General features: G+C 69.8%; 21 protein-coding genes. 12 read left to right on the top strand and 9 right to left on the bottom strand.

What is annotated here, in order from left to right:
* Window positions 1-170: 170 nt before the first annotated feature.
* The 7 genes from cobA to VGT80_RS04170 all read left to right on the top strand — a co-directional run bounded on the left by cobA (window position 171) and on the right by VGT80_RS04170 (window position 6,703).
* Window positions 171-1,019 carry a uroporphyrinogen-III C-methyltransferase gene (gene cobA / locus VGT80_RS04200; RefSeq protein WP_414693892.1) on the top strand — a complete coding sequence of 283 codons (849 nt, stop codon included), beginning with the start codon at window positions 171-173 and terminating at the stop codon, window positions 1,017-1,019.
* Window positions 1,016-1,375, top strand: a complete 360-nt coding sequence (locus VGT80_RS04195; RefSeq protein WP_327453184.1) for a DUF2849 domain-containing protein — start codon at window positions 1,016-1,018, stop codon at window positions 1,373-1,375. The genes cobA and VGT80_RS04195 overlap by 4 nt, the downstream gene beginning before the upstream one ends.
* A 5-nt stretch (window positions 1,376-1,380) precedes the next feature.
* A complete protein-coding gene (locus tag VGT80_RS04190) occupies window positions 1,381-3,033 on the top strand; it encodes a nitrite/sulfite reductase (RefSeq protein WP_327453182.1) in 1,653 nt (550 codons plus the stop codon).
* Window positions 3,017-3,517 (top strand): DUF934 domain-containing protein, encoded by a 501-nt coding sequence (locus VGT80_RS04185; protein ID WP_327453180.1) that lies wholly within the window; start codon window positions 3,017-3,019, stop codon window positions 3,515-3,517. The genes VGT80_RS04190 and VGT80_RS04185 overlap by 17 nt, the downstream gene beginning before the upstream one ends.
* Window positions 3,518-3,519: 2 nt before the next feature.
* A complete protein-coding gene (locus tag VGT80_RS04180) occupies window positions 3,520-4,263 on the top strand; it encodes a phosphoadenylyl-sulfate reductase (protein WP_327453349.1) in 744 nt (247 codons plus the stop codon).
* Between the two features lie 25 nt (window positions 4,264-4,288).
* The gene (locus tag VGT80_RS04175; protein ID WP_327453178.1) at window positions 4,289-5,104 is read left to right on the top strand and encodes a ferredoxin--NADP reductase; all 816 of its coding nucleotides are present in this window, start codon (window positions 4,289-4,291) and stop codon (window positions 5,102-5,104) included.
* Window positions 5,105-5,182: 78 nt separating this feature from the next.
* Complete coding sequence (locus VGT80_RS04170) at window positions 5,183-6,703, top strand: FAD-dependent oxidoreductase (protein ID WP_327453176.1); 1,521 nt, start codon at window positions 5,183-5,185, stop codon at window positions 6,701-6,703.
* A 9-nt stretch (window positions 6,704-6,712) separates the two neighbouring features.
* Here VGT80_RS04170 and VGT80_RS04165 read toward each other — a convergent pair whose 3' ends face one another.
* Window positions 6,713-7,192 (bottom strand): 3D domain-containing protein, encoded by a 480-nt coding sequence (locus tag VGT80_RS04165; protein ID WP_327453174.1) that lies wholly within the window; start codon window positions 7,190-7,192, stop codon window positions 6,713-6,715.
* Window positions 7,193-7,377: 185 nt separating this feature from the next.
* On the opposite strand from VGT80_RS04165, the gene VGT80_RS04160 reads away from it, so the two are divergent.
* The 3 genes from VGT80_RS04160 to VGT80_RS04150 are packed head-to-tail and all read left to right on the top strand — an operon-like array spanning window position 7,378 to window position 9,478.
* The gene (locus VGT80_RS04160; protein ID WP_327453173.1) at window positions 7,378-7,962 is read left to right on the top strand and encodes a glutathione S-transferase family protein; all 585 of its coding nucleotides are present in this window, start codon (window positions 7,378-7,380) and stop codon (window positions 7,960-7,962) included.
* Window positions 7,963-8,015: 53 nt separating this feature from the next.
* A complete protein-coding gene (locus VGT80_RS04155) occupies window positions 8,016-9,020 on the top strand; it encodes a S1/P1 Nuclease (protein WP_327453171.1) in 1,005 nt (334 codons plus the stop codon).
* On the top strand, window positions 9,020-9,478 hold the full coding sequence (locus tag VGT80_RS04150; protein ID WP_327453169.1) for an NUDIX domain-containing protein: 459 nt from the start codon (window positions 9,020-9,022) through the stop codon (window positions 9,476-9,478). Before VGT80_RS04155 ends, VGT80_RS04150 begins: the two co-directional genes overlap by 1 nt.
* On the opposite strand, the gene VGT80_RS04145 is transcribed toward VGT80_RS04150, so the two are convergent.
* The gene (locus tag VGT80_RS04145; protein WP_327453167.1) at window positions 9,475-9,936 is read right to left on the bottom strand and encodes a low affinity iron permease family protein; all 462 of its coding nucleotides are present in this window, start codon (window positions 9,934-9,936) and stop codon (window positions 9,475-9,477) included. The two genes, VGT80_RS04150 and VGT80_RS04145, sit on opposite strands and share 4 nt — an antisense overlap.
* 76 nt (window positions 9,937-10,012) lie before the next feature.
* Between VGT80_RS04145 and folD the strand changes: the two genes are divergently transcribed.
* Window positions 10,013-10,912 carry a bifunctional methylenetetrahydrofolate dehydrogenase/methenyltetrahydrofolate cyclohydrolase FolD gene (gene folD / locus VGT80_RS04140; RefSeq protein ID WP_327453165.1) on the top strand — a complete coding sequence of 300 codons (900 nt, stop codon included), beginning with the start codon at window positions 10,013-10,015 and terminating at the stop codon, window positions 10,910-10,912.
* A 15-nt stretch (window positions 10,913-10,927) separates the two neighbouring features.
* Here folD and VGT80_RS04135 read toward each other — a convergent pair whose 3' ends face one another.
* The 4 genes from VGT80_RS04135 to VGT80_RS04120 are packed head-to-tail and all read right to left on the bottom strand — an operon-like array spanning window position 10,928 to window position 14,434.
* Window positions 10,928-11,548 carry an ABC-type transport auxiliary lipoprotein family protein gene (locus VGT80_RS04135; protein ID WP_327453163.1) on the bottom strand — a complete coding sequence of 207 codons (621 nt, stop codon included), beginning with the start codon at window positions 11,546-11,548 and terminating at the stop codon, window positions 10,928-10,930.
* Window positions 11,545-12,483 carry an MlaD family protein gene (locus tag VGT80_RS04130; protein WP_327453162.1) on the bottom strand — a complete coding sequence of 313 codons (939 nt, stop codon included), beginning with the start codon at window positions 12,481-12,483 and terminating at the stop codon, window positions 11,545-11,547. Before VGT80_RS04130 ends, VGT80_RS04135 begins: the two co-directional genes overlap by 4 nt.
* Window positions 12,483-13,310 carry an ABC transporter ATP-binding protein gene (locus VGT80_RS04125; RefSeq protein ID WP_414693891.1) on the bottom strand — a complete coding sequence of 276 codons (828 nt, stop codon included), beginning with the start codon at window positions 13,308-13,310 and terminating at the stop codon, window positions 12,483-12,485. Before VGT80_RS04125 ends, VGT80_RS04130 begins: the two co-directional genes overlap by 1 nt.
* Window positions 13,307-14,434 carry an ABC transporter permease gene (locus VGT80_RS04120; protein ID WP_327453160.1) on the bottom strand — a complete coding sequence of 376 codons (1,128 nt, stop codon included), beginning with the start codon at window positions 14,432-14,434 and terminating at the stop codon, window positions 13,307-13,309. Before VGT80_RS04120 ends, VGT80_RS04125 begins: the two co-directional genes overlap by 4 nt.
* A gap of 244 nt (window positions 14,435-14,678) precedes the next feature.
* Between VGT80_RS04120 and VGT80_RS04115 the strand changes: the two genes are divergently transcribed.
* Window positions 14,679-15,062: a hypothetical protein gene (locus tag VGT80_RS04115; RefSeq protein WP_327453158.1), complete on the top strand. Its 384-nt coding sequence runs from the start codon at window positions 14,679-14,681 to the stop codon at window positions 15,060-15,062.
* A gap of 54 nt (window positions 15,063-15,116) precedes the next feature.
* Here VGT80_RS04115 and trhA read toward each other — a convergent pair whose 3' ends face one another.
* From trhA to VGT80_RS04100, 3 genes are read right to left on the bottom strand one after another with little or no spacing between them, the layout of a single operon-like run.
* On the bottom strand, window positions 15,117-15,788 hold the full coding sequence (trhA, locus tag VGT80_RS04110; protein WP_327453156.1) for a PAQR family membrane homeostasis protein TrhA: 672 nt from the start codon (window positions 15,786-15,788) through the stop codon (window positions 15,117-15,119).
* The gene (locus VGT80_RS04105; protein ID WP_327453154.1) at window positions 15,781-16,845 is read right to left on the bottom strand and encodes an LLM class flavin-dependent oxidoreductase; all 1,065 of its coding nucleotides are present in this window, start codon (window positions 16,843-16,845) and stop codon (window positions 15,781-15,783) included. The genes trhA and VGT80_RS04105 overlap by 8 nt, the downstream gene beginning before the upstream one ends.
* The gene (locus tag VGT80_RS04100) at window positions 16,842-17,765 is read right to left on the bottom strand and encodes an alpha-L-glutamate ligase (RefSeq protein WP_327453152.1); all 924 of its coding nucleotides are present in this window, start codon (window positions 17,763-17,765) and stop codon (window positions 16,842-16,844) included. Before VGT80_RS04100 ends, VGT80_RS04105 begins: the two co-directional genes overlap by 4 nt.
* Window positions 17,766-17,848 lie beyond the last annotated feature (83 nt).

Below are 17,848 nucleotides of genomic sequence, written 5' to 3'. Positions count from 1 at the left end.
TTTTCCTGACAGCCCCGGCAGAAGTCCTTGGCTTGCGAGTTGGCCCTTCAGAACCCTAATTGCAAGCGTCCGGCGGTGTATCGGCCCTTTTCATCGGCGGGTATGAGCGGGGCGGGCGCAGGTCCGTCCCGTCTCGTTTCAGGTGTAACAGCTTTTAGAGAACCTATTCCATGCCGCAGCGGCGCGACAGGTCCGGACGCAGAGATGGACTGGTGGTCCTGGGCGGCGCGTCCGCCCGCAAGGCCCCCGGGCCGGCCGGCGCGGTCTGGCTGGTGGGGGCGGGCCCCGGCGACCCGGAGCTGCTGACGATCAAGGCGCTGAAGGTCCTGCAGCGCGCCGACGTGGTGGTCCACGACGGTCTGGTGACCGAGGAGATCCTCGACCTGGCGCCGGCTGCGGCGCGGCGGATTTCGGTCGCCAAGCGCAAGTCGCGCCATTCCTACAGCCAGGACGAGATCAACCGCATGCTGGTCGCCTTCGCCCGCGAAGGCCTGATGGTGGTGCGGCTGAAGGGCGGCGATCCGTTCATCTTCGGCCGTGGCGGCGAGGAGCTGGAAGCCTGCCGCGCGGCCGGCGTCGAATGCCATGTGATCCCCGGCGTGACCGCGGCCCTGGCGGCCGGCGCCTCGGCCGGCGCGCCCCTGACGCATCGCGGCGCGGCCCAGGCCGTGACCTTCGTCACCGGCCATGCGGCGAGCGGCAAGGCGCCGGACCTCGATTGGGCGAGCCTCGCCAGGGCCAACCACACCGTCGTCATCTACATGGGCCTGTCGCAGGCCGCCCCGATCGCCGCGCGCCTGATGGAAGCCGGCCGGGCCGGCGCGACCCCGGCCCTGATCGTCGAGAACGCCTCGCGCCCCGATGAGCGGCGGGTGGTCACCACCCTGGCCGGCCTGGCGGAAGCCGCCGCGGCGCTCAGCGGCCCGGCCCTGCTGATCGTCGGCGAGGCCATGGCGCTGGCGCAGGCGGGCGGTGCGGAATCCCTGGTTTCGGACCTGGTGCGGGAGGCCCGCGCATGAGGGCGCTGACCGGCAATCGGCTGGGCGACGGCGAGGCGGTCTTCTGGAAGCACGGCCACTGGGTCGAACGCTTCGTCGACGCCGAACTGTTCGAGGACGACGTGACGGCCGAAGCCGCCGAGGGCAAGGCCAAGGCCGAGCTGACGGTGGTGGTCGACCCCTATCTGATCGACGTGATCGAATCCGAGGGCCTGTGGGCGCCGCTCAGCTACCGCGAGCGGATCCGGGCGCTCGGGCCAACCAACCATCCGCAACACGGCAAGCAGGCGCAAGGCGGCGAGGACATCGCGGCCCTGCAGCACGCGCACGGCGCGGCCCGCTCCACCGGCCGCGTGGCCCTGATCAAGCGGAAGTAGGGCGCATGTACCAGTACGACAGCATCGACCAGCAGATCGTCGCCGACCGCACGCAGGAGTTCCGCGAGCAGGTGGCGCGGCGCCTGGCCGGCGAGATCACCGAGGATCAGTTCAAGCCGATCCGGCTCTTGAACGGCCTCTATCTGCAGCTGCACGCCTACATGCTGCGGATCGCCATCCCCTATGGCTCGCTGAACGCGAAGAAGCTCAGGAAGCTCGCCTGGATCGCCTCGACCTACGACAAGGGCTACGGCCACTTCACGACGCGCACCAACCTGCAGCTGCACTGGATCAAGCTGAAGGATGCGCCGGCGATCCTGCAGCATCTGGCCGAGGTCGAGATGCACGCCATGCAGACCTCGGGCAACACGATCCGCAACGTCACCGCCGACCCCTATGCGGGGGCCACGGCCGACGAGCTGGACGATCCCAGGGTCTGGGCCGAGGCGATCCGCCAGTGGTCGACCCTGCATCCGGAATTCTCGTTCCTGCCGCGCAAGTTCAAGATCGCCGTGACCGCGGCGGTCAAGGACCGGGCGGCGACCAGGATCTACGACGTCGGCCTGGCCCTGCGGCGCGGCCGCGGCGGCGAGCTGGGCTTCGAGGTGATGGTGGGCGGGGGCCTGGGCCGGACGCCCTATCTCGGTCCGACGATCCGCGAGTTCCTGCCGACCCGACACCTGCTGAGCTACCTGCAGGCGATCCTGCGCGTCTACAACCGCCACGGCCGGCGCGACAACATCTGGAAGGCGCGCATCAAGGTGCTGGTCGCCTCGCTGGGCGCGGAGGAGTTCGCCCGCCAGGTCGAGGCCGAGTGGGCGGCGTCCGAGACGGAAACCACCGACCTGCCCGACACCGAGCTGGCCCGCATCCGCGGCGACTTCACGCCGCGGTTCGAGAAGCTCAGCCCCCGCTCCGAAGCCTATGAGGCGGCCAAGGCCGACCCGGCCTTCGCCCGCTGGACGCGCCACAACGTCCATCCGCACAAGCAGCCGGGCTATGCGATCGTCGACGTCTCGCTGAAGGCGCCGGGCCTGACGCCGGGCGACATGACCTCCGAGCAGATGGACGCGGTCGCCGACCTGGCCGAGCGCTATTCCCTGGACGACGTGCGGGTGCACTACACCCAGAACCTGATCCTGCCGCACGTGAAGCTGGACGACCTGCCGGCGGTGCATGCGGCCCTCGCCGCGGCGGGCCTGGCCACGCCCAACATCGACCTGGTCACCGACATCATCGCCTGCCCGGGCCTGGACTATTGCGCGCTGGCCAATGCGCGCGCGATCCCCATCGCCCAGCAGATCGCCACCCGCTTCGCCGACGACGCCCGCGCCGAGGCGATCGGCGAGCTGAAGATCAAGATCAGCGGCTGCATCAACGCCTGCGGCCACCACCACGTGGGCCACATCGGCATCCTGGGCGTCGATAAGAAGGGCGAGGAGTTCTACCAGGTCACCCTGGGGGGCTCCGGCGCCGAAGACGCAGCGCTCGGCCAGATGCTGGGTCCCGCCCTGCCGGCCGACAAGGTCGCCCCGGCCATCGAGCAGATGGTCGAGGTCTATCTGCGCGAGAAGCAGGACGGCGAGCGCTTCCTCGACACCTTCCGGCGCACCGGCGTCGCCCCGTTCAAGGAGGCCGTCTATGCCGACGCTCATTAGGTCGCAGAACGGCGCCATGGTGCTGGCCAACGACGCCTTCACCCACGTCGACGACGACCAGGACGTCCCGCCGGGCGACGTGATCCTGTCGCTGACGAGATTCCAGTCGGAAGGCGACCGACTGCTTTCCGAGGGCCGCGCCGTGGGCGTGCGGCTGACCACGGAGGAGGCGGTCGAGGTGCTCGCCTACGATCTGCCGCGCATCGCGGTGGTGGCGCTGGCCTTCCCGAAGTTCCGCGACGGCCGGCACTACTCCAACGCCCGCGTGCTGCGCGAGCGCTACGCCTTTCCCCGCGAGGTGCGGGCGGTGGGCGACGTGCTTCGAGAGCAGGCGGGCTTCATGTTCCGCTGCGGCATCGACGCCTATGAGCCGGCGGACGGCTCCAGCCCGGAGCAGTGGGAAAGGGCCACCCGCCGCTTCCGTCACGTGTACCAGCGGGCGGCCGACGGCCGGACCCCCGCCTTCGTGGAGCGCGGATCGTGAGCCTGGCCTTCGACGAAACCTATCGCACGAGCGGGAACCTGGCGGCCCGGCTCGACGCCGAGCTGCGCCACGCCCACCCGCGCACGGTGCTGGAAGCCGCCCACGAGACGTTCGGCGACAAGCTGGCCCTGGTCTCCTCGTTCGGCGCCGAGTCGGCGGTGCTGCTCGACATCGTCGCCAAGGTGGACCCGGCGATCCCGGTGCTGTTCCTCGACACCGGCATGCTGTTTGGCCAGACGCTGGACTATCGCCGCAGCCTGACCCGGCGGCTGGGCCTAACCGACGTGCGCGACCTGCGCCCCGCCTACAACGACCTGGCCACGGGCGATCCCAACGCCAAGCTCTGGCAGAGCGACACCGACGGCTGCTGCCATATCCGCAAGGTGCTGCCGCTGGACCGGGCGCTCTCGGGCTTCGAGGCCTGGATCACCGGGCGCAAGCGCTTCCACGGCGGCGACCGCCTGAGCCTGCCGGTGGTCGAGCAGACGCCGACCCATGTGAAGTTCAATCCGCTCGCCAACTGGACCCGGGCCGACCTCGACGCCTACATGGCCGAACATGACCTGCCGGCCCATCCGCTGGTCGAGCAGGGCTTCCCCTCGATCGGCTGCTGGCCCTGCACCCAGCCGGCCGACGACGGGTCCGATGTCCGCGCCGGCCGCTGGGCGGGGCAGGACAAGAGCGAATGCGGCATCCACCTGGCCCGTGCGCCCGGCGCGGTCGACAACGTCGGCGGCGACATCTAGACCGCCCCAGACAAGAGCAAGCGTGATGACGGATGTGATGGTGGCCCAGCCGGCCCCGAAGGCTTCCAGCGCCTTCTTCAGCGAGACCGTGACCTGGGTCCAGCACTGGACCGAGAGCCTGTTCTCGTTCCGCACGACGCGCGATCCGAGCTTCCGCTTCTCGAGCGGCCAGTTCGTCATGGTCGGGTTGGTGAAGGAGGACGGCAAGCCGCTGGTGCGGGCCTATTCCATCGCCTCGCCGGCCTGGCACGACGAGCTGGAGTTCTATTCGATCAAGGTGGCCGACGGCCCGCTGACCTCGCGCCTGCAGAACATCCAGGTGGGCGACGCCGTGCTGATCGGGCGCAAGCCCACCGGCACGCTGGTGCTGGACGGCCTGAAGCCTGGCAAGCGGCTCTACATGCTGGGCACGGGCACGGGCCTCGCGCCGTGGCTGTCGCTGGCCCGCGACCCGGAGGTCTATGAGCGCTTCGATGAGGTGATCGTCACCCACACGGTGCGCAATGTGGCCGACCTGAACTACCGTGAGCTGCTGTCGAGCGCGCTGGCGGAGGACGAATATCTGGGCGAGCTGATCGCCCCGAAGCTGAAATACTATCCGACCGTGACCCGCGAGCCGTTCCAGACGAAGGGCCGGATCACCGACCTGATCGAGAACGGCCAGCTGTTCCGCGACCTGGGGACCCCGCCCTTCGACCCGGCGGTCGACCGGGTGATGCTGTGCGGCGGGCCCTCGGTGCTGGTCGACCTCAAGCAGCAGCTCCTCGACCGCGGCTACCAGGAGGGCTCGATCGCCGAGCCCGGCGACTTCGTGCTGGAGCGGGCCTTCGTCGAGACCTAGCTGGCCGAGCGCAGGTCCATCGACCAATGTTCGGAACCTTCCACCTGTGAAATGATCGAACAGGCGGAGGGCCCCATCATGGCCGACGAACCAGCGCCCGCGAGCGGGCCCGACCTCACCAAGGGCGTGGATTTCGACTCCTTGACCGACGGCGAGCCGCTGCTCGGCCGCGTCGGCGAGGCGGCGGTCATTCTGGTTCGCCGCGGCGAGGCGGTGTTCGCGGTCGGCGCGCACTGCACCCACTACGGCGGACCGTTGGCGGAAGGGCTGGTGGTGGGCGATACGGTGCGCTGCCCCTGGCATCACGCGGCCTTCTGCCTGCGGACCGGGGCGCCGCTCAGGCCCCCCGCGCTCAATCCGATCGACTGCTGGCAGGTGGCGCGCGAGGGCGGCCGCGTCGTGGTGCGCGGCAAGGTCGAGGTCGCGCCGGCCGCCGGCCTGGAGGCCGCGGGCCATCCCGCCTCCATCGTCATCGTGGGCGGCGGGGCGGCCGGCAATGTCGCGGCGGAGACCCTGCGGCGCGAGGGCTACGCCGGGCCCATCACCCTGCTGAGCGCCGATTCCGCCGGGCCCTGCGACCGGCCGAACCTGTCGAAGGACTATCTGGCCGGGACGGCGCCGGAGGACTGGATCCCGCTGAGGCCGCCGGAATTCTACGCCGAGCATCGCATCGACCTGCAGCTCGAAACCCGGGTGACCGCGATCGACGCCGCGGCGCGCCAGGTGACCGTCGAGGGCGGCGCCCGCCACGCCTATGGCGCCCTGCTCCTGGCCACCGGCGCCGAGCCGGTTCACCTGAACGTGCCGGGCGACGACCGGCCCCACGTCCACTACCTGCGCACCCTGGCCGACAGCCGCGCGATCATCGCCGCGGCGCAGACCGCCCGCACGGCCATCGTGGTCGGCGCGAGCTTCATCGGCCTGGAGGTCGCCGCCGCGCTGAGGACGCGCGGGCTGGAGGTCCATGTGGTCGCGCCGGAAAAGATCCCGATGGAACGCGTGCTGGGCGCCGAGCTCGGCGGCCTGGTGCGCAGCCTGCACGAAGCCCACGGGGTGCAGTTCCACCTCGGCGAAGGCCTGGCCGCCATAGGGCCTGAGGCGGTGACACTGGCGAGCGGCGCCACCGTCCAGGGCGATCTGGTGATCCTGGGCGTCGGCGTTCGGCCAGCGCTGGCGCTGGCTGAGCAGGCCGGGCTCAAGATCGACCGCGGCGTCAGCGTCGATGCGTTCCTCGAGAGCAGCGCGCCGGGGGTGTTCGCCGCCGGCGACATCGCCCGCTGGCCCGACCCGCATTCCGGCGAGCCGATCCGGGTGGAGCACTGGGTGGTGGCCGAGCGCCAGGGCCGAGCCGCGGCGCGCAACATGTTGGGCGCGCGCGAGCGGTTCGAAGCGGTCCCGTTCTTCTGGAGCCGGCACTACGACACCTCGATCCACTACGTCGGCCACGCCGAGGCCTGGGACGAGCTGCAGATCGACGGCGCTGTGGCGGCGCAGGACTGCCGCGTGTCCTATCTGAAGGCGGGCAAGCTGCTGGCGGTCGCCACCGTGGGGCGAGACACGCAGAGCCTGCAGGCGGAGTTGGCGCTGGAGCGGGACTAGCCGGCGGGCCTAGCCTGGAGGGCAGCCCTTGAAGTCACCGACCTTGACGGCGGTGAGCCTGGCGAGGTTCAGGGCCTCAGCCTTGGCGGCCGAGCGCGGGCCCGAGCCGGTATAGAGGTCGATCCGCTGGCCCTTGATCGCCCCGCCGGTGTCGGAGGCATACCAGTAGCCGTCGTGCGCCGAGCCGTCGGGCAGCTTCATGCCGACGGTTTCCCGGATGAACAGGATGCTGCGCTTGGGGATCAGGTGGGAATCGATCGCCACGGTGCGCATGGCCACGACCTTGCAGCCGAGCGAATCCAGCGCGCCAACGCCCTTGGCGCCGGCGTGATAGAGCGTGGCCTTCAGGTTGAAGACCGGCCCGGTGGGCAGGTTGCCGGTCACGATCGAGGTGATCAGGTCACCTAGCGGATCGGTGGGCGCGGCGTGCGCGCCCGACCCCAAAAAGAGCAGGGGAAGAACGGCCAGGGCGGCGAGGCGGCGTCGCAAGACGGCGTCTCCTTCGTCGTTGAACTGGAGCCCTGGAGTCGTACCGGCTGAGTCTTAACGGGGCAACCCTCAAGGGCTGTGACACGACGCCCTGTTAGCTTTACTATACGGACCGGTTAGCTGACGTCGTTTGCCCCGCCGAGGGGAAACTGCGAGGCTAGGCTTTGCCCTCGGGGAGCGCGGCCGTGAGAATTTATGGGGACTCCATCTCGGGAAACTGCCTGAAGGTGAAGTGGACCGCCGATCATTTGCGACTCTCATATGATTGGATCGAGACCGAGGTTCTGAAGGCCCAGAGCCGCACGTCGGCGTTCCTGGCGCTCAATCCGGCGGGCCAGGTGCCGGCCGTGATCCTCGACGACGGTCGCCCGCTCGCCCAGTCCAACGCCATCATCCTGCACCTGGCGGAAGGCTCCGATCTGATCCCGGCCGACGCCTACGAGCGGGCGAAGATGTTGGAGTGGCTGTTCTGGGAGCAGTACAGCCACGAGCCCTATGTGGCGGTGGCCCGCTTCCAGGTGCGCTTCCTGGGCAAGCCGGCGAGCGAGCTGGAGCCGAGGATCGTCGAGCGCGGCAAGGCGGCGCTGCAACGCATGGACGAGGCCCTGGGCGGGCAGGATTTCTTCGTGGGCGGGCGCCTCAGCCTCGCCGACGTGGCGCTGGTGGCCTACACGCGCGAGGCCGGTGACGGCGGCTTCGACCTGGCCGACTATCCGAACGTGCGGGCCTGGATCGGCCGCGTCGAGCAGGCGCTGAACATCGCGGGCTGACGGCTTGCGTTCGCCCCCTTGCCTTTGACCGGGCCGGGCGCTCAAACGGGAGCATGAAGAGACTCCACGCCCTTGTGCTCGCCACCGCCCTGGCCTCGCCCACCGCCGCCCTGGCCTGGGGCTCGAGCGGCCACCGGATGATCGGCGAGGTCGCCGTGCGCGCGCTGCCCGCCGACGTGCCCGCCTTCCTGCACGCGCCGCAGGCGGCGCTTGACGTGGGTGAGCTGTCGCGGGAGCCGGACCGGGTGAAGGGCGCCGGACGCGCCGCCGACAGCGACCTGTCGCCCGGCCACTTCCTGGACCTCGGGGACGACGGCAAGGTGCTGGGCGGCCCGCTGCTGAGCGCCCTGCCGGCCACCCGGGTCGAGTACGAGACCCAGCTCAGGGCGGCAGGCCAGGACAGCTGGAAAGCCGGGTATCTGCCCTATTCGATCGTCGAGACCTACGAGCGCCTGGCCCACGATTTCGCCTACTGGCGGGTGCTGAAGGCCGCCGAGGCCAATCCCGCCTGGGCCGTCAACCGGGCCTGGTTCAGCGCCGACCGCCGACGGCGCGAGGCCCTGATCCTGGCCGACATCGGCGCCCTGTCGCATTTCGTGGGCGATGGCAGCCAGCCGCTGCATGTGACCCTCCACTTCAACGGCTGGGGCAGTTTCCCGAACCCCGCGGGCTATTCCAACGACAAGCTGCACTCCCCCTTCGAGAGCGACCTGGTCCAGGCGACGGTCAAGGAGGGCGCGGTGGCGGCGCAGGTGGCGGCCTTCCACAGCTGCGGCTGCCCGATCGAGCAGCGGACCTGGGCCTATCTGGCGGCCACCGGCCAGCAGGTGATTCCGTTCTACGAGATGGTGAAGGCCGGCGGCCTGACGCCCGGCGATCCGCGCGGGACCCAGTTCGCCACCCGCCAGATGGCGATCGGCGCCACGGAGCTGCGCGACCTGATCGTCGAGGCCTGGGGCGTCAGCCGCCGCGAGAGCGTGGGCTACAAGCCGGTGGCCGTGGCCGATGTCGAGGCCGGCAAGGTCGACCCCTATCCGGGGCTCTACGGGACCGACTGATGACTATTCCACAGTTCGGGACGCCCCAGCCGGGACGTGATTATCCCGACCGCCCGGCCGCTTTCGCCATCGTCGAGAAGGCCGGCCAGATCGCGCTGGTCCGCGTGAGCTTCGAGGGCGGCGGCGGCCGCACGGACCTGCCGGGCGGCGGCATAGACCGCGGCGAGACCGCCCCGCAGGCCGCGGCCCGCGAATGTGGCGAGGAGGCGGGGCTGGTGGTCGAGATCGGCGAGGCGGTGACACGCGCCGACCATTTCTTCGTCAACGAGAAGGATGTCGCGAGGAACACGCGCGGGGTGTTCTACGCCGGCCGGCTCTTGCGCGACGACCCCTCGCTGAAGGTCGAGCACGACCACGCCCTGGTCTGGACCGACCCGCACGAGGCGCTCCTGAGCCTCGAGCGCGAGTCGCACGTCTGGGCGGTGGCCTGCTGGCTGAGGATGAAGGCCAGGCGCTAAGCCCGCTTGCGGGTCGAGGCGCGGCGCGTGGCGGCCTTGCGGGCAGTGCGGATCTCGGCCTTGCGCTCGCTGCTCGCGCGGGCCTCGGCGCGGCGGAGCACTTCGGGCCGGTGCCGCTCGCATTGCTCCAGGATCTCGTCGAGCTCGGTGTCCGACAGGTGCTCGATCCCGATGAACTCGTTCTTGGCCCTCGAAGCGCGGATCAGTTCATCGAGCTTGGCCTGCACGGCGGCGTTGTCGCGGTTCTGGGTGTTCTGGATCAGGAACACCATGAGGAAGGTCACGATGGTCGTGCCGGTGTTGATCACCAGCTGCCAGGTGTCCGAATAGTGGAACATCGGGCCCGTGGCGGCCCAGATCAAGACGATCAGACAGCATCCCAGGAAGGCCGATGGGCGGCCCGTAAAGCGCGAGGTGGCGCTGGCAGCCTGCGAGAACCATAGGCTCAGTTTGGGCATCGCGATTTTCGACTCCTCCAGCGTTTGCATAGGCTTGGCTGAACGGGTAGTCGGGGCGCCAGTTCCGGAGGCGCCCGTGGCCGAGCCAGCCCAGATCATCGACGGCAAGATCTACGCCGAACGCCTGCGCGAGCAGGTGACCGAGGAGGTGGCGCGGCTGGTGGCCGATCACGGGCTGCAGCCGGGCCTGGCCGTGGTGCTGGTCGGCGACGATCCGGCGAGCCAGATCTATGTGCGGTCCAAGGGCGAGCAGTCCAAGGCCGCCGGCATGCACTCGGTGACCCACAGGCTGCCGGAGACCACCACCCAGGACGAGCTGATCGCCCTGGTCGCGGCGCTGAACGCCGATGCGGCCATCCACGGCATCCTGGTGCAGCTGCCCCTGCCCAAGCACCTCGACGAGAAGGCGGTGCTGGCCGTGCTCAGTCCGGACAAGGACGTCGACGGCCTGACCATGGTCAACGCCGGGCGGCTGGCGAGCGGGGCGCCGGGCCTCTATCCCTGCACGCCGGTGGGCTGCCTGATCCTGCTGCGCGAGACGGTGGGCGACCTGACCGGCAAGCGCGCGGTGGTGGTCGGGCGCTCGGTGCTGGTGGGCCGGCCGGTGGCGCAGCTGCTGCTGCAAGCCGACTGCACGGTGACCATCGCCCATTCCCGCACCCACGACCTGCCGGCGGTCTGCCGCGAGGCCGAGATCCTGGTGGCCGCGGTGGGCCGGCCGCGGATGATCCGCGGCGACTGGATCAGGCCCGGCGCGGCGGTGATCGACGTGGGCATCAACCGGGTGCCGTTCGACAATCCCGAGCAGGCGGCGCTGGGCAAGACCAAGGTGGTGGGCGACGTCCACTTCAAGGAAGCCTCGCAGGTGGCCGGCTGGATCACGCCGGCGCCGGGCGGGGTCGGGCCGATGACCGTGGCGGTGCTGCTGCAGAACACCGTCACCGCAGCCAAGCGCGCGGCGGGGATCGCGGGCTAGGGCTCCGGCGGGCGATCAGCGCGCGCTGGCGTTGGTCCAGGCGACCAGCTGGCCCAGCACATCGCCGACCGCATGGTCGAAGGCCGCGACGATGGCCGTGACCCGGTTGTCGCCGGCGCGGACGCGGCTTTCGAACACCTGCTCGGCGACCAGGCTGCGGCTCCTGTCGCGCGTCAGCGTGGCATGCGCGCGGACCACGACGGTGGGGACGCCGCCGTCGCTGTCATAGCGGGCTTCGAAGTTGCGCACGTCGAGCCGCAACACATAGTCGGTGGGGGCCGGCGCGCCGCGCGGCACCAGGCGGACGTGGCCATCGGAGGTCTCGAAGGCGTTGGCCACCGCCTGGTTGAACATGACCTCGGCCGGGGCCGCCCAGCGCGCCTCGGCGACGTAGGCGGCGCGGTCGCCGGTCACCGTCAGGATGCGGTCGCCGACCGATTCCTGCTGGAACTCGCCGCCGCCGGAGAAGACGCCGATCGCCGCCGCGCCCGGCGCCGCCTTGGCCGCCGCGGCGGGGACGCCGAACCGGTAGAGCTGGGCGGGCTTGGTCTTGGGCAGGAGCGAGATGCAGCCGGCCAGCGACAGGGCCAAGAGGCCGGCCCCGGCCAGGCGGAGGAGGGCTTTCAGCGGGGTCATGGCTTCACCTTCACCTCTTGCGAGGGCGCCTTGCCGAGCGCGCCCTGCGGGCTGGATTCGATCTCGTTGATCAGCCGTTGCAGGGCCTCGGTGGCGCTGCGCAACTGGATCACCGCGGCGGTCACCTGCGGCAGGCCATTGTTGGCGAAGTCCGTGGTCGGGCCGGAGAGCTTGTCGACCAGGCCGCGCACCTGGGCGGCGGTGGCCTTGGCCTCCTCGGCGGCGTCGGCGATGCTCTTGAGGCTGCGGCGGCCGTCGCCGTCCACCAGCTGCTGGCTGGATTTCACCAGCTTGCTGACGTCCTCGATGGCTTGGTCGGCGTCCTTCAGCGTCTTCTGGGCGTCGGCGATGATGTCCTTGCGCTTCTTGAGCTCGGCGGTGACCGCCTGGGTGTCGGAGAGCGCCGTCGAGAAGGTCTTGATATTCTGATCCGACAGCACGCGGTTGACGCGGTCCAGCGCCTCGATGGTGCGGGTCAGCACCGTGCCGCCACCCTGCAGCAGGTCGGACAGCGCGCTGTGCTGGCTGCGCAGGATCGGGATGGTGCCGCGCGGCACGGTGTTCTTGAGCAGGGGCTTGTTGGCGGCGCCGGCGGTGATCTGCACATAGTTCACCCCGGTGATGCCCTGCGGCTCCAGCGTCGCGTAGGAGTCGGTCTTGATCGGCACGTCGGAGGTCACCCGGGCGCGGGCGATCACCCGGCTGGGATTGGTGCGGTCGAGCGCGATCTTGGTGACCTCGCCCACCTTGATGCCGTTGAAGCGGACCTCGCCGCCCTGGCTGAGGCCGTTGATCGGGCCCTGGAAGATGATGTCGTAGAGGTCGTACTCGGCGTTGATCCGCAGGCGGGCCAGCCAGACGACGAAGATCATCATGCCGATGAACAGGATCAGCGAGGAGAGACCGACCAGGGCATAGTTGGCGTTCTTTTCCATCAGGCCTCCGTCTTCGCCTTGGCCGCCGCGGCGCGTCCGCGCGGGCCCAGGAAATACTCGCGGATCCAGGGATGGTCCGACGATTCCAGCTTCCGCACGGGTGCGGAGGCCACGATCTTCTTGTCCGCCACCACGGCCACGCGATCGGTGATCGCATAGAGGGTGTCGAGGTCGTGCGTAATCATGAACACGCTGAGGTCCAGGCTCTCCGACAGATCGCGGATCAGCTCGTCGAAAGCCGCCGCCCCGATCGGATCGAGGCCGGAGGTCGGCTCGTCGAGGAACAGCAACTCGGGATCAAGGGCGAGGGCGCGCGCCAGGCCGGCGCGCTTCTTCATCCCGCCCGACAGCTCCGCGGGCTTCAGGCCGCCGGAATCGGGACGCAGGCCGACGAGGGCGATCTTCAGGTCGGCGAGCTCATAGACCTCCTTGCGGGGCAGGTCGGTGTGCTCGAACAGCGGCGCGGCGACGTTTTCCTGCACCGTGAGGTTCGAGAACAGGGCGCCGTTCTGGAACAGCACGCCCCAGCGCCGCTCGATGGCCGTCCAGCGGCGTTCGGAGACGTGGGCGGTGTCCTGGCCGAACACCTTGATGGTCCCGGCCATGGGCCGCTTGAGGCCGATGATGGTGTTGAGCAGGACCGACTTGCCGGTGCCCGAGCCGCCGACCACGCCCAGAACCTCGCCGCGCTGCAGGGTCAGGTCGAGGCCGTCGTGGACGATGTGGTCGCCGAATCCCGAGCGCAGGCCGCGCACCTCGATCACCGGACCGGGGGCGTCCAGGGCCGCTTCGTCGGCCAGCGCCTCTTGTGTCTCCCGGTCGTTCAAACGCCTAGCTCCATGTACATCAGGGCAAAGGCCGCATCGATCATGATGATGGCGAAGATGGCGTGCACCACGGCCGCCGTCACCCGCCGGCCGAGGGATTCCACGTCGACGCCGACCTCAAGGCCTTGACGGCAGCCGATGCCGGCGATCACCGCGGCCATCACCGGCGCCTTGGAGAGCCCGACCCAGAAGTTCTCGATACCGACGTTGTCGACGATCCGCTGCAGGAAGAAGGACGGTCCCAGGCCCAGCACGTTCCAGACCACGACCAGGCCGCCGAACAGGCCCGACAGCACCGCCACGAAGGTCAAGAGCGGGATGGCGATCAGCAAGGCGCCGAAGCGCGGGAAGACCAGCGCCTCGAACGGATCGACGCCCAGCACCTGCATGGCGTCGATCTCCTGGTTCATCTTCATGGAGCCGATCTCCGCGGCGAAGGCCGAGGCGGAGCGGCCGGCCAAGAGGACGGCGGTGATGACGATGCCGAACTCGCGTAGCACCGCGATGCCGATCAGCTCGACGCTGAACACCTCCGCCCCGAACTGCCGCAGCTGGTTGATGCCCAAGAGCGCGATCACCGCGCCGATGAAGAAGGAGGTCAGGGCCACGATCGGGATGGCGTCCAGGCCGGCGCGCTCGATGGTCGAGACCAGCGCCGCCCAGCGCACCCGCTTGGGATGGGTGAAGAGGTTCACCACCGTGCGGGCCAGGACCACCAGCAGGTGACCCAGGAAGACCATGGTCTCCAGGCCCTCGAGGGCGACGTTCACCACCCCCTTGCCGATACGGATGGTCAGTTCGTGGAAACCGGTGGGGGCGGGGCGGGCGACCGCCTTCCTGGCCGACGCCTCCCCGACCAGCTTCATCAGGCGCAGGGCCGCGGGCCGGCCCTTGACGCGGTCCAGGTCGTAGGCGGGGCCGGCGGCGCGGATCATCGAATAGGCGCCGGCGGTGTCCAGCCGGTTGACCTTGGTCAGGTCGAGGGTGACGCGCCGCTCGCCGCCAAGCGCGCGGGCAAGGCCGGCCGCCGCGGCGCCCACGCCCTCGGCCGTCCAGCTGCCAGTCAGCCGGGCGGTCGGCCCGTCCGGGCCGGGCTCGATCTTGTAGTCGGCGGGACTCTCCATACCGTCGCGCGGACTCCGAAACCTTTGCTGGGGCGCCCGCCTGAGTCGAACACCTCTGGACACGGAACCTAACAGAGGCGACGCATGGGCCGAACGTCCTTATGGCGCAGGTCGTTCCGCCGCGTCGGGGGTCAAGCTCGCGCGGCCGTGATCGCCTACAGCAAAGCTTGGCCTATATTTGGCCCAAGTCGGACGGGTATGAGCAGGGTTCGGATCCGCGGGGTGTCGGATCCGGGGAGTGACCGTGGAGAGTATTTTGACCCGCCCGATCGAGCTGGCCGGAAAGTCCGGCGCCCGCTATCGCTATACGACGCTGGAGGAGGAGCGGTTCCTGCCGCCCGCCGGCGCCAACTTCGTCATCGCCGAGCTGACCCGGGAAGGCGCCCGCGTGGTGTTCGCCGGCGAAACCGACAATCTCGCCAACCAGACCTGGCGCACGACGCTGGAGAAGGCCCGGCAGACCTATTCCAAGGCGAAGATCCTGACGCGGCTGAACGTCACGCGCGCCGTGCGCGAGGCCGAGCGCATCGACCTGATCGAACAGTACGAGCCGCCGCTCAATTCTGAGAACCGGCCGCGGGGGTCCGCCAAGTCCGACGCGGCTGGCGAAAGCTCGGCTCGCGAGTGACGGCCAGCAGCAGCGGTCACCGCTGTTGCGTCCGGCTGCGCGACGACAAGAAAATCAGCGGGTCGCCAGGACCACGCCCAGCAGCACCGCGGCCCAGTGGGCGCCGGCCGCGGCGACCACGTGGCCGTGCCAGATGGCGCGCGCATAGCGCAGGCGCTTGTTGAGGTAGAAGGCGACGCCGGTGGTGTAGAGCAGGCCGCCCACGCCCAGCAGCAGCAGGGCGACCCAGGTGGTGTTGCTGAGCATCGGCTTCATGGCGATCACCACCAGCCAGCCCATGGCGAGATAGACGCCGACCCAGAAGCGGCGGTCGACCTTGGTCAGGAACAGCTTGCCGAGCGCGCCCAGCCCCGCCAGCGACCAGATCGCAGCCGTCATGCCCCAGGCCCAGCCGCCGCTGAGGTTCTGGGTGGTGAAGGGCGTGTAGGAGCCGGCGATCATCAGGAAGATGCCCGCGTGGTCGAGCCGGCGCAGCCACGGCCGATGCTGGGCCTTGGCGAAATTGTAGGCGGTGGAGAAGGCGAGCATCGCCAGCAGGCCCGCCGCGTAGATCGAGACGCCGGCCACCAGGCTCAGCGAGCGGGCGCGGATGGCGAAGACCAGGAGGATGCTGCCGCCGACCAGCGCCAGGGTCAGGCCCACGATGTGCACCACCAGGTCGGCGCACTTGGCGGCGGGAGTCGGATAGTGCCGGGGCGGGTAGGGCTTGGCGGCAAGCTCAGTCACGGCCGACGGCCTCGGGTTGGCGGGCCGGCGGGCCCTGAGCGATGGGTGAGCCGATCACCTCGGCGGCGAAACGCTCCATCTCCTCGTACTGCGGGCTCATCTGCAGCAGCAGCAGGTCGACGCCGGCCGCCTCATAGGCCGCGATCCGCTCGCGGATCTGGGCCGCCGTGCCGATCAGGTTCGGGCGCAGGCCGCGGTTGGAGACGGAATATTCCTGCAGCTTCAGCTCGCGCTCCAGCTGGGTGCCGGAGAGCCACTGGTCGAAGTTGGCGAAGCCGGGCGCCTTGGGATCGAGCGTCGTGATCCGCGCCACCTCGGCGCGGGCCTCGGCCTCGCTGTCGCGCACGATGGCGTAGGCGGCCATGCCATAGGTCATGGGCGGCTTGCCCGCCGCCGCGCGGCGGGCGCGCATGTCGGCGACCTTTTCCGCCACCACCGGGGCCTCGTCGCCGTGCATGACATAGGCGTCGCACTGGTTGGCGATCATGGTCTTGGCCGCCTCGGACTCGCCGCCGGCGTAGATCACCGGCTTGCGGACCGGCTTGGGCTCGCAGATGGCGCCCTCCAGCTGGTAGCGCACGCCCTGGTGGGTGAACCTCGGTTCGCGCCAGAGGCCGTCGACGACCTCCAGCCATTCCGAGGTGCGGGCGTAGCGGTCGTCGTGCTGGTCGAACTGCAGGCCGTAGCTCTTGGCCTCCTCGGCCCACCAGGAGGACACGACGTTGAGCGCCAGCCGGCCGCCGGAGATGTTGTCGATATTGGCGGCCTGTTTGGCGAACAGGGCGGGCTGGTGGAAGTTCGGCCGCACGGCGACCATCAGCTCCAGGCGCTCGGTGACGGCGGCCAGCGCGGCGGCCGTCGACCAGGCGTCCAGCGCCGGCTGGTCCGTCCCCTTGATGTCGTTGAGGTTCAGCTCGGCGACCAGCGTCAGGTCATAGCCGATCTGCTCGGCCCGCTGGCAGAGCCTGCGGGTATAGTCCCAGGTGGCCGCCATGCCCTCGTCGGGCACATTGCGCAGCCAGCCGCCGAAGACGGGGGTCCAGAAACCGTACCTCACGCCGCCACCTGCGCCCGGGCGCCGATCTCGCGCTCCAGATAGTCAACCAGCTTTTCGTGCGGGTCCCAGCCCAGGACCTCCAGAGGTTTCGCAACAAAATTGGACAAGGCGTTGAGATCGTAGAACTTCGGACAGCCGTCGCGGTCGTCGATCATGTATTCGATGCCGCCCACGTCGAGGCCGCTCATCCGCGCGATGCGCTCCACCGCCGCGGTGATCTCGGCCGGCGGCTTGAACGCGCTGATGGTGATGGTGGGCTTGTCGACCATGCAGACGTCGGCCGGGCAGAGGTCGAAGGTCGAGCCCGCGCCATCCAGCGCCAGGGCATAGATCAGCTTGCCGTCCAGCACCTCGCAACGGATCACCCGCGCGTCGCGGGCGGGGACATATTCCTGGACCAGGGCCACGCCGTCGACGCCCACCGGGGTCAGCTTGTCGGCGACGGCGGCCTCCAGTTCCTCAGGGCTGTCGTAGCGGATCATGCCGGTCCCAGAGCCGCCGACATTGACCTTGACCATCACCGGGTAGCCGACCTCGGCGGCGAGGCGGGCGACGTCGGCGCGGCGGTGGGCGACGCGGGTCCTGGGGATCTCCAGGCCGGCGGCGCGGAAGAGGCTGAGCTGGCGGGCCTTGTTGGTGTCGTAGGCGAGCACGCCCGCGCCGTTCACCACCCTTGCCCCCAGCGCCTCCCAGTGGCCGAGCACCGCGGCCGAGTAGAACAGGGCGTGCTCCTCCTGGCGCAAAAAGGAGGACATGGCCAGACGGTTGAGGATCACCGGGGCGGGCAGGGTCGCATCGGCCGGATCGAAGGTGTGGCTCTGGATTTCGATCGGGATCCAGTCGAGGCCGCGCCGGTCCAGGGTGCGGAACAGGGCCTCGAACCACTGCGGGTGCTCGTAGAAGACGGCGAGGTCGGCCAAGGGAAGGCTCCGAGAACGGGCGCGCCCCGCGCCCCGCGACAGGCGCGCTACGAAGCCGCGTCAGGCGGCAAACTGCAAGCCCA

This window comes from Phenylobacterium sp. (assembly GCF_035944335.1).
Classification (GTDB): domain Bacteria; phylum Pseudomonadota; class Alphaproteobacteria; order Caulobacterales; family Caulobacteraceae; genus Phenylobacterium.
The sequence above is the reverse complement of the archived record's forward strand: the minus strand, read 5'-3'. Positions and strand labels throughout refer to the sequence as shown.

What these genes read in the sequence shown, in the direction of transcription:
- cobA (WP_414693892.1), top strand. Translation starts at nt 171, where the DNA reads ATGCCGCAGCGGCGCGACAGGTCCGGACGCAGAGATGGACTGGTGGTC.
- VGT80_RS04195 (WP_327453184.1), top strand. Translation starts at nt 1,016, where the DNA reads ATGAGGGCGCTGACCGGCAATCGGCTGGGCGACGGCGAGGCGGTCTTC.
- VGT80_RS04190 (WP_327453182.1), top strand. Translation starts at nt 1,381, where the DNA reads ATGTACCAGTACGACAGCATCGACCAGCAGATCGTCGCCGACCGCACG.
- VGT80_RS04185 (WP_327453180.1), top strand. Translation starts at nt 3,017, where the DNA reads ATGCCGACGCTCATTAGGTCGCAGAACGGCGCCATGGTGCTGGCCAAC.
- VGT80_RS04175 (WP_327453178.1), top strand. Translation starts at nt 4,289, where the DNA reads ATGACGGATGTGATGGTGGCCCAGCCGGCCCCGAAGGCTTCCAGCGCC.
- VGT80_RS04170 (WP_327453176.1), top strand. Translation starts at nt 5,183, where the DNA reads ATGGCCGACGAACCAGCGCCCGCGAGCGGGCCCGACCTCACCAAGGGC.
- VGT80_RS04155 (WP_327453171.1), top strand. Translation starts at nt 8,016, where the DNA reads ATGAAGAGACTCCACGCCCTTGTGCTCGCCACCGCCCTGGCCTCGCCC.
- VGT80_RS04150 (WP_327453169.1), top strand. Translation starts at nt 9,020, where the DNA reads ATGACTATTCCACAGTTCGGGACGCCCCAGCCGGGACGTGATTATCCC.
- VGT80_RS04145 (WP_327453167.1), bottom strand. Translation starts at nt 9,936, where the DNA reads ATGCCCAAACTGAGCCTATGGTTCTCGCAGGCTGCCAGCGCCACCTCG.
- VGT80_RS04135 (WP_327453163.1), bottom strand. Translation starts at nt 11,548, where the DNA reads ATGACCCCGCTGAAAGCCCTCCTCCGCCTGGCCGGGGCCGGCCTCTTG.
- VGT80_RS04130 (WP_327453162.1), bottom strand. Translation starts at nt 12,483, where the DNA reads ATGGAAAAGAACGCCAACTATGCCCTGGTCGGTCTCTCCTCGCTGATC.
- VGT80_RS04120 (WP_327453160.1), bottom strand. Translation starts at nt 14,434, where the DNA reads ATGGAGAGTCCCGCCGACTACAAGATCGAGCCCGGCCCGGACGGGCCG.